The organism is Methylorubrum podarium (genome assembly GCF_022179745.1).
GTDB classification, from domain to species: domain Bacteria; phylum Pseudomonadota; class Alphaproteobacteria; order Rhizobiales; family Beijerinckiaceae; genus Methylobacterium; species Methylobacterium podarium.
Map to the genome: position 1 here is coordinate 1 of NZ_BPRD01000439.1, position 7037 is coordinate 7037.

Consider the following 7037-nt stretch of genomic DNA (forward strand, 5'->3'; position numbering starts at 1 on the left):
CTTCACCGCCGTAGCCTCCCTTTGGCTCTGAGAGAAGAACACCACGCGACCGGCCAGCGCCTTGAAGTGCCATCCTGCCCGCAAGTGTTCGGTCGCCCAAGCGTCCCACTCTGCGCACCACGCGTCCTGAGCGGAGCCTTCCTGCGGCCAGAACGGAATGGTCACCTGATGATCGCGAGGGGCCGGTTCGGGCAGGTGCGCGAAGGGGTTGTTACAGTCGAGTTCGGCACCGATGCGCCACATCTCCCGCACCCATACCGTCCCCCGGTCGGTAGCGACGCCATCCGCGATGATGCGATTGGTTCGCGCCTGGGATTCCTCGGTCGAACGTCGAAGAGTGGCGGCGAAGTTGAGTTCGATTCGAACCTTGAAGTCACCCGCCGGGTTGACGCCGATCGTATAGTTTCCTTCACCATCGAGACCATGCTTGTACATCAAGCGCTCGACAGACTGTGCGTCCTTACATTTGCGGTGATAGTAGGAGAGACTGATGCGCACTTGGGTCGGTGACGCGATGATCGTGTTACCGAACTCAGAGGCTTTCCCCGAGTAATTCTTCGCCGCCTTCGAGCCGAGCCGCTTCAGGATGCTCGTCTCGTCGAAGCGCGCCACCAAGTCGTAATCGGTGCCCTCGATGGCTTCGTGGTACTCTACAATTCCTCTCGGCATGTCCTTATTCCCTTCGCCGATGAAGTTCTCACGAGGAAGAAATTCGAGCAAGGGCGAAGGTTACGCAATGGTTAATACCCACAGCACTCATCGAAGACTGTCTCAGTGCACGGTCTCTTTGACCATCCTCTGAACCTCGCGAAGCAGAGGCACCGCTTCGTCTCCGCGCGCCTGCCGAATAAGTTCGAGGGCGCGGTTGAGAAGCCGTTCGATGTGGGCGTCGCGTGTCACATCAAAAGCCGATCTGATCGACAAACGGCTTCGTGAGATCGACCAGACATTCCCCCTGACCATAACGGTCGTGCACGTCCTTGCGCACGTGCTTATGACCGAGGGTGTGACCGACGATCATCCGCTGAAGGTCCTCCGGGCAACGGACCCGGCGCAGCCGCGCGTGCGCCCGGTGGCGGAGCGAGTAGACGTTCTTCTGCGAATCGGTAATGCCGACGCGGCGCAACGCACGCAAGAGATTCTTCGAGACGTTCTTGCAACTACCGGTGAAGAGCGGCCCGTGGATGCGGACGGGCAGGAACGGGAGGAGGCAATCGGGGAGGGGAAGGTCGCGCTTCGAGTCCTTGGTCTTCTGCCCGAGCTTCACGAACCGAATGCCCTTGTGGCTGTGCTCGCGCTCGATGGCGAACGCCTCCGAGTGACGCAGGCCCATGGTTGCGCACATGAGCCACAGCAACTTTTCGTTCGGTCCGAGCTTCGGCAGCATCTGGTCACGCACGAGCGTCATGTCGTCGTCGGTGAACGGCAGGATTTCCTTGGCGTCATCCACAACCACCACCACCGCCCGGTCGAACGGGTTCGGACGGGTGTCGGTGAATGTCGGGTCGTGGGCGATGGGCGCGGAGAGGTAGTTGATCCGCTTTGTCACCGTCGCCGATTTCAGTCCCTTCTTCGACAGGTACGTCGCATAGGCCCGCCCATCGACACGGGTGCAATCCTTCATTGCGCGGCCGCCGACGAACGCGCGGAAGGCGTTCCACTCGTTCCGGGCTTCCCCCTCGTAGAACTTGTTGCGCTGCTTCAGCCCGAGGAACGTGTCGAGCATCGCTTGATCCGCCGCCGAGATCGGTCCAACAACGATCCGCGGCACAATGTCGCTTTTCGACGGGGCCGGCGGTTTCGCGACGGGTGCTTTGACGGGGGCCGGGGAAGAGGGCACGATGATCGGTGCCTCGTTGGTGATCGGCTTCACCGCGTCCCCCGCGACGACCGGCAGCGGTTCGACCGCGCCACCCCCGACCATCTGCAACATGGGGAAATCCCGGAGGATCGTTTCGAGCGAGACCCGCTGACGCTCGCGCAGAATGTTGACCTTGTGTGCCTGAATCAGCGGCATCGCCATGATCTCGGCGACCGCCCGATCGGTCGTTCCCAGGCTACGGCGAATCGGGGGCTTGCCCGTATCCGAGGGGTACTGAAGCCGGATACGCCACACATCGGAGCCCGGCTTCCGAAACAGATACTCACCCTTACGGCCCACCATGCCCAAACCCGTTTAGTCACCTCGTTCAGGCACGGATTTAGTCACCCATTTAGTCACGGTCTATGTTGTTGTTATTCCTCACCTAATACACCGACCATGAGGCTTGGCGTCGTCTCCCTCTTGCGGCACCACTCGGACCTTCCCGATCTCCGCCAAGCTTCAGGCTCTGACCCCCATCAGGGGTCGGCGGGCTGTGCACCTCGTGGACGACACTGGCGTCACTCGGCGCCTCCGGACCGGCTGCCGTGCAGCGAGACGCAGGTCCGCACCATGTCGCTCAGCGTGAGATCCTTGGTGTCGCCGATATTGGCGACCTCCTCCAGGCACCGCATGAAGTAGTTGCTGTCGAGACCCGGCGAGAGCGTGCTCATCGACTTGCCCACGCGGTTGGTGAAGTCGATCTTCTCCCCGGCTGCGGAGCGCGGCCACAGCGACGCCTTGTCGTCCATCTTCAGCCGGCCCGCCGCAAGGCAAGGGGCGGCGAGGGACAGGACGAACAGAACCCCGATTGCCGCCGCTCGCCGCATCGCCTCGCTCCTCGTCGCGCCGTCGGACGCGTGCCGACGGCCAATCCCGTCCGGCAGGCCCAACGCGAAGCGTTCCCCGACGTTGCGTCGGCGGCAAAACTTAAGTTCTTTCTCAGACACTTAACGGCGGCGAGCCCGGGCGAGGGCCGGCCTCGACGAAGGCCGTCCCGCCGCCGACGGATGTGCGGCGGCGGACCGGCCTTCGCGCGGTGCAGCCGATCTCAGCGAGAGCTGCCGCCCCCATTGCCGCCGCCCGCGCTGCCCTGCGGAATGGCGCGCTCCGGCTGACCGGCATTGCCGCCCGCCGCCGAGTTCGTGGTGATGGTGTCGGCGCCCGTGGCGCCCGGCGCGATGATGTAATCGACGGTGTTGCCCGTCGTGTTGGTCTGGCGCTGGATGATCGTGCCCGGCGGGAACGGACCTCCCGGCAGGCCCGGAGGCTGGACCTGGGCGATGGCCGCACCCGAACCGAGACAGCTCAGGGCGGCGAGGGTGAGGGCGATGCGGCGCATGACGATACTCCCGAACGAAAGACCCCCCGGACACCCTGAAAGGCGTCCGAGGAGTCGCTATCCGCAACCAAGTCTCCGACCGGCGCGGTGGTTTCCTGAGGGGCCTGCGGCGTGATGACGATCCCTGCCGCCGACGATCCGGTCTACCACGCAACCGTGTAGGCGACCTCCAGCGAGCGCGGGCGCCCGAGCAGCCAAGCGGTGCCGACGCCGTTCACGGCGCTGCCGTCCACGGCGTAGGTCTTGTCGAACAGGTTGAAGACCCGCAGCGACAGACGGGAACCGGCCGTCACCTGATGGTCGAGGCCGAGATTGACCAGCGTGTAGGCCGGGCGCCGGGCGGTGTTGCCGAAGTCGGAAAAGACCTCGCCGACGTACTGGAGGCCGATGCGGCCCTCCCAATCGCGGGCGAAGGCCCAGTTCACCCAGAGGTTGGCGACCTGTTCCGGCACGTCGACCGGCTGCTTGCCGGCATAGGAGACGGCGATCCCGCCGACATTCTGGGTGAAGTCGTCGTACTGGGCGTGGAGCAGGGCAAGGTTGGCATCGATGCGCCAGCCGGGGGCGGGCAGCCACGAGAGCGCGGCCTCCGCGCCGAGCGAGGATTGCTGGCCGACCTGCGTCGAGACCGTCGGCTGGCCCGGGACCGCCGAGATCAGGTTGTCCTTGACGATGCGGTAGCCGGCCAGCGTCCACTCGACGGTGCCGCCGAAGGCGAGCCCCTTGGCGCCGACCTCGACCTGGCGGCCGGTCGAGAGCTCGAACCCGGCCAGCGATTGCGAGAGGGTGATCAGGCTGTTCACCGGATCGGTCGCGGTGGCGTATTGCGCGTAGATCGAGGTGTCCGGCGTCGGCTCGTAGAGCAGTGCGAAGCGGTATCCGAGGGCGCGGAACGAGCGCTCGAAGGTCGCGCCGCTGCGCAGGTCCTCGCGATGGAGCCGCGGTGCGTCGAAGCGCACGCCGGAAAGGAACGACAGCCGGTCGGTCAGGAACAGCCGATCTTCCGCGAAGACCGAGGCTTGGCTCGTGCGCGTCGCGTAGGCCGGGCTCGCCCGGCCTCCGGGCGGGAAGAAGCCGGGGTCGTAGCCGTTGAGGGGCACGCTCGTCGGCGTCTCGGTGAAGGTGAAGTTGTTGGTGTGGCGGAAGCTGACGTGGTTCACGTCGAAGCCGGCCGAGAACGTATTGGCGAAGCCGAACAGCGAATGGCGGAAGGTCGCGTCGAAGCGATTCCCGACCTGTTCCTGGCTGTGATAGATTTCGAGATAGTCGGAGCGATCGACCAAACCTGTTGCCGGATTGAAGCGATACTGCTCGACGTCGCGCCAGTGCCGGCGGCTCTGCAGGCGGTAGGCGGTGTTCCGCACGGTCACGTCCGCCGACGGCGTCCACTCGGTCCGGAGTTGCGTCCAGTTGTCGGTCCAGGCGATCTTCGAGTCGCGGACGTTGTAGTTGTTGAAGCGGATGGAATCGGGGACCCGCCCGTTCACCAGCGGCGTCCCCCAGTAGCGGGCGGGCTCCTGGTAGCCGAGATCGTGGCTGAGCGTGAAGGCGAGATCCGGATTCGCCTGGAGCGTCAGCGCGCCCGAGACCGCGAGGTTGCGGAAGTCGCCCTCCGGCGTGATCCAGCCGTCGGCGCGGTTGCCGCTGACGTTGAGGCGGTAGGCGAGCGATTCGCCGATCGGCCCGGTCGAATCGATTGCGGCGCGGGCGATGCCGTCCTCGCCGAGAGCGAAGCGGGCGACGTTGAGCGGCGTGAACAGCGGCTTCTTCGACACGACGTTCACGATGCCGCCGATGGCGCCGTCGCCGTAGAGGACGGAGGCCGGCCCGCGCAGCACCTCGATCCGCTCGACGTTCCAGGTATCGAACGGGAAGGTCACGGTGTTGGCGCCGACATAGAGCCGGGTGCCGTCGAACAGCGTCTGGATCGAGTTCTGGCCGGCGAAGCCGCGGGCGGTGAAGAAGCCGATCCCCGATCCCGGCGAGCCGAAGGCCGTGATGCCGGTGCCGTTCTGTGAGACCGCCTCCAGGACGCTGGTCTGCCCGCGCAGGCGGATGGTCTCGCCGGAGATGATGTCGAGGCTCGCCGGCGTTTCCAGCGGCGTGAGCCCGAGGCGGCTCGCCGAGCGCGACGGCGTGCGCAGGTTGAGCCCGACCGGTGATGACTGCGTCAGGCTCGGGGTCCGCAGAGCCGCGGAATCCGTGCCGACGGCATCGGCGGGGGCGTTGGGCGGCAGGCCGAGCCCGGCACCGCCCTGCACGGCGATCTCATCGAGGCGCGTGAGCGGTTCCTGAGCCCGAGCCGGGGCGGACAGCGCGAGGGGGAGGGCGGTGGCGACGAGCAGGAGAGACCGGCCGCGGGCGCGGCGGTGAGAGGGCGACATGATGGAGACGAAGCCTCGGGACGAACGGTGGCACGTCACCGCGACCGAGGCCGATCCGCCTCAGGCCATGGGCCTCAAGCGTCTCGACACCTGCTGGGACGCCCCGCCCGGCATGGCTCGCGTGTGACCACGGCTGACGGCAGGTCTCCTGGCTCGCGGCTGGTGTCGCGCCTGCCGCCTTCCCGGATCGCCCGGTGGCTCGTGGCAGGAGCTCGCCGCTCACCGCTCACAGTTGCGGGGACAGCCGCGGAATCGAGCTCGGAAAAGCCCTTCACCGCGTTCCCTTTTGATCCCTTGCGGGAACCGTCAACGGCCAAGCTACGGCTTCGGGGGCGCCGGGGTCAATGCGTCCGGCACCGATCGTTGTGCGCGAATGCCGCGGGGTCCACGATCCCGACCACGCTGCGGACGGCTTCGAGCGTTGACGGAAATAAAAAAGGCCGTCCCGAAGGACGGCCCGAAGTCTAGGGAGGAAACGCCCAAGAAGGGCTGCAGGGTCGCGACGCCATCGCGATCCGGCATGACCATTCTTTCTCACGTTGCACTGCACAATGCAATTGGCGGCGCGTCGGAACGGCCATGCATCCATCGCATATGTTGCCGCTTCGCGACCCGGCGGAGCCAAATCTCCGGCCACGAGTTCCGGTCGTGACGCGTTCCGGCCATCCGGATTTCGCTCCTGGATGTTGAGATGCCTCGCTGGATGTACGCTTTCCCTGTGCTGTTGCTGCTGATGGCGGCCGTCATCGTCTTCGCGTTCACGCGCACCGGTCCGACCGACAATCAGAACACGCACGCGCCGCAGAGCGGCCAGACGCGCTGACGCCGAGCGAACGACTTGTTTTGATCGCTTGCCTCGCTCCCGATCCTTGTCCGGCCTGCAAATTGCAAAGTCGGACGGCAGGATCGTACGAGAGGGGGCTGTCATGCGGATCGGATGCGCGGTGTTGCTGACCGGGTTGCTGATCCCGTCCGTATCTTGGGCACTGGACGCGCCCGCGGACGTCGCCGCCTTCTTCGAGACGGCCCGGCACCATATCGGCGAGCGCGTCACGCTCGATCATTGTCACCTCGTCTACGCGACGGAGGAGGAGATCACCTGCGTCGGCCTGTTGCCGGCGGAGGCGGCAGGCGATGCCCGGATGGCAGGCAAGCTCCTGATCCGCGTCGGCGCGGCGGAGATTTCGGGTCGCAAGCGCGCCCTCTCCCATTGCGCCGGAGGTGCCCTCAACGAGGTCTGCAAGGTGAGCGTTTCGGGAGAGGTCTTCGACGCCTCACGCTCTTTCGGACTGGACGAGGCGCGCCTGCTCGGACTGCGCGAGGCGGCGATCCGCTGGCCCGACTGACGGCAATGCCCATCGCCGAACAGCGAGCGCAGAAATGTGCATCGCGGGCGGCCCGCGACCGTGCGGGCACGTGAACCGTCGCGAGCCTACCGCGTTGGAACTCC

General features: G+C 66.0%; 7 protein-coding genes and 1 riboswitch. Of the genes, 2 read left to right on the plus strand and 5 right to left on the minus strand.

All coding sequences use genetic code 11. The features are described from left to right. The 5 genes from MFF42_RS20155 to MFF42_RS20175 all read right to left on the minus strand — a co-directional run. Positions 1–720 (minus strand): hypothetical protein (locus tag MFF42_RS20155; protein WP_238257335.1); only part of this gene is annotated, 720 nt, incomplete at its 3' end. Positions 721–901: 181 nt separating this feature from the next. After that, complete coding sequence (locus MFF42_RS20160; protein WP_238257336.1) at positions 902–2023, minus strand: site-specific integrase; 1122 nt, start codon at positions 2021–2023, stop codon at positions 902–904. Positions 2024–2382: 359 nt separating this feature from the next. Further along, positions 2383–2691 carry a hypothetical protein gene (locus MFF42_RS20165; RefSeq protein WP_238257337.1) on the minus strand — a complete coding sequence of 103 codons (309 nt, stop codon included), beginning with the start codon at positions 2689–2691 and terminating at the stop codon, positions 2383–2385. A gap of 221 nt (positions 2692–2912) precedes the next feature. Further along, the gene (locus MFF42_RS20170) at positions 2913–3203 is read right to left on the minus strand and encodes a hypothetical protein (RefSeq protein ID WP_238257338.1); all 291 of its coding nucleotides are present in this window, start codon (positions 3201–3203) and stop codon (positions 2913–2915) included. Positions 3204–3346: 143 nt separating this feature from the next. Continuing rightward, positions 3347–5587: a TonB-dependent receptor gene (locus MFF42_RS20175; RefSeq protein ID WP_238257339.1), complete on the minus strand. Its 2241-nt coding sequence runs from the start codon at positions 5585–5587 to the stop codon at positions 3347–3349. Between MFF42_RS20175 and MFF42_RS26390 the strand changes: the two genes are divergently transcribed. Further along, a complete protein-coding gene (locus MFF42_RS26390; protein WP_283206902.1) occupies positions 5586–5714 on the plus strand; it encodes a hypothetical protein in 129 nt (42 codons plus the stop codon). The two genes, MFF42_RS20175 and MFF42_RS26390, sit on opposite strands and share 2 nt — an antisense overlap. Further along, positions 5709–5910: riboswitch (cobalamin riboswitch) on the minus strand. (Overlaps the previous gene by 6 nt.) Before the next feature lie 546 nt (positions 5911–6456). Beyond that, complete coding sequence (locus MFF42_RS20180) at positions 6457–6933, plus strand: hypothetical protein (RefSeq protein WP_238257340.1); 477 nt, start codon at positions 6457–6459, stop codon at positions 6931–6933. Positions 6934–7037: the final 104 nt, after the last annotated feature.

Bases quoted from the DNA above. Each gene is read 5' to 3' on its own strand.
- MFF42_RS26390 (WP_283206902.1), top strand. From the start codon at position 5,586: ATGATGGAGACGAAGCCTCGGGACGAACGGTGGCACGTCACCGCGACC.
- MFF42_RS20170 (WP_238257338.1), bottom strand. From the start codon at position 3,203: ATGCGCCGCATCGCCCTCACCCTCGCCGCCCTGAGCTGTCTCGGTTCG.
- MFF42_RS20160 (WP_238257336.1), bottom strand. From the start codon at position 2,023: ATGGCGATGCCGCTGATTCAGGCACACAAGGTCAACATTCTGCGCGAG.
- MFF42_RS20175 (WP_238257339.1), bottom strand. From the start codon at position 5,587: ATGTCGCCCTCTCACCGCCGCGCCCGCGGCCGGTCTCTCCTGCTCGTC.
- MFF42_RS20165 (WP_238257337.1), bottom strand. From the start codon at position 2,691: ATGCGGCGAGCGGCGGCAATCGGGGTTCTGTTCGTCCTGTCCCTCGCC.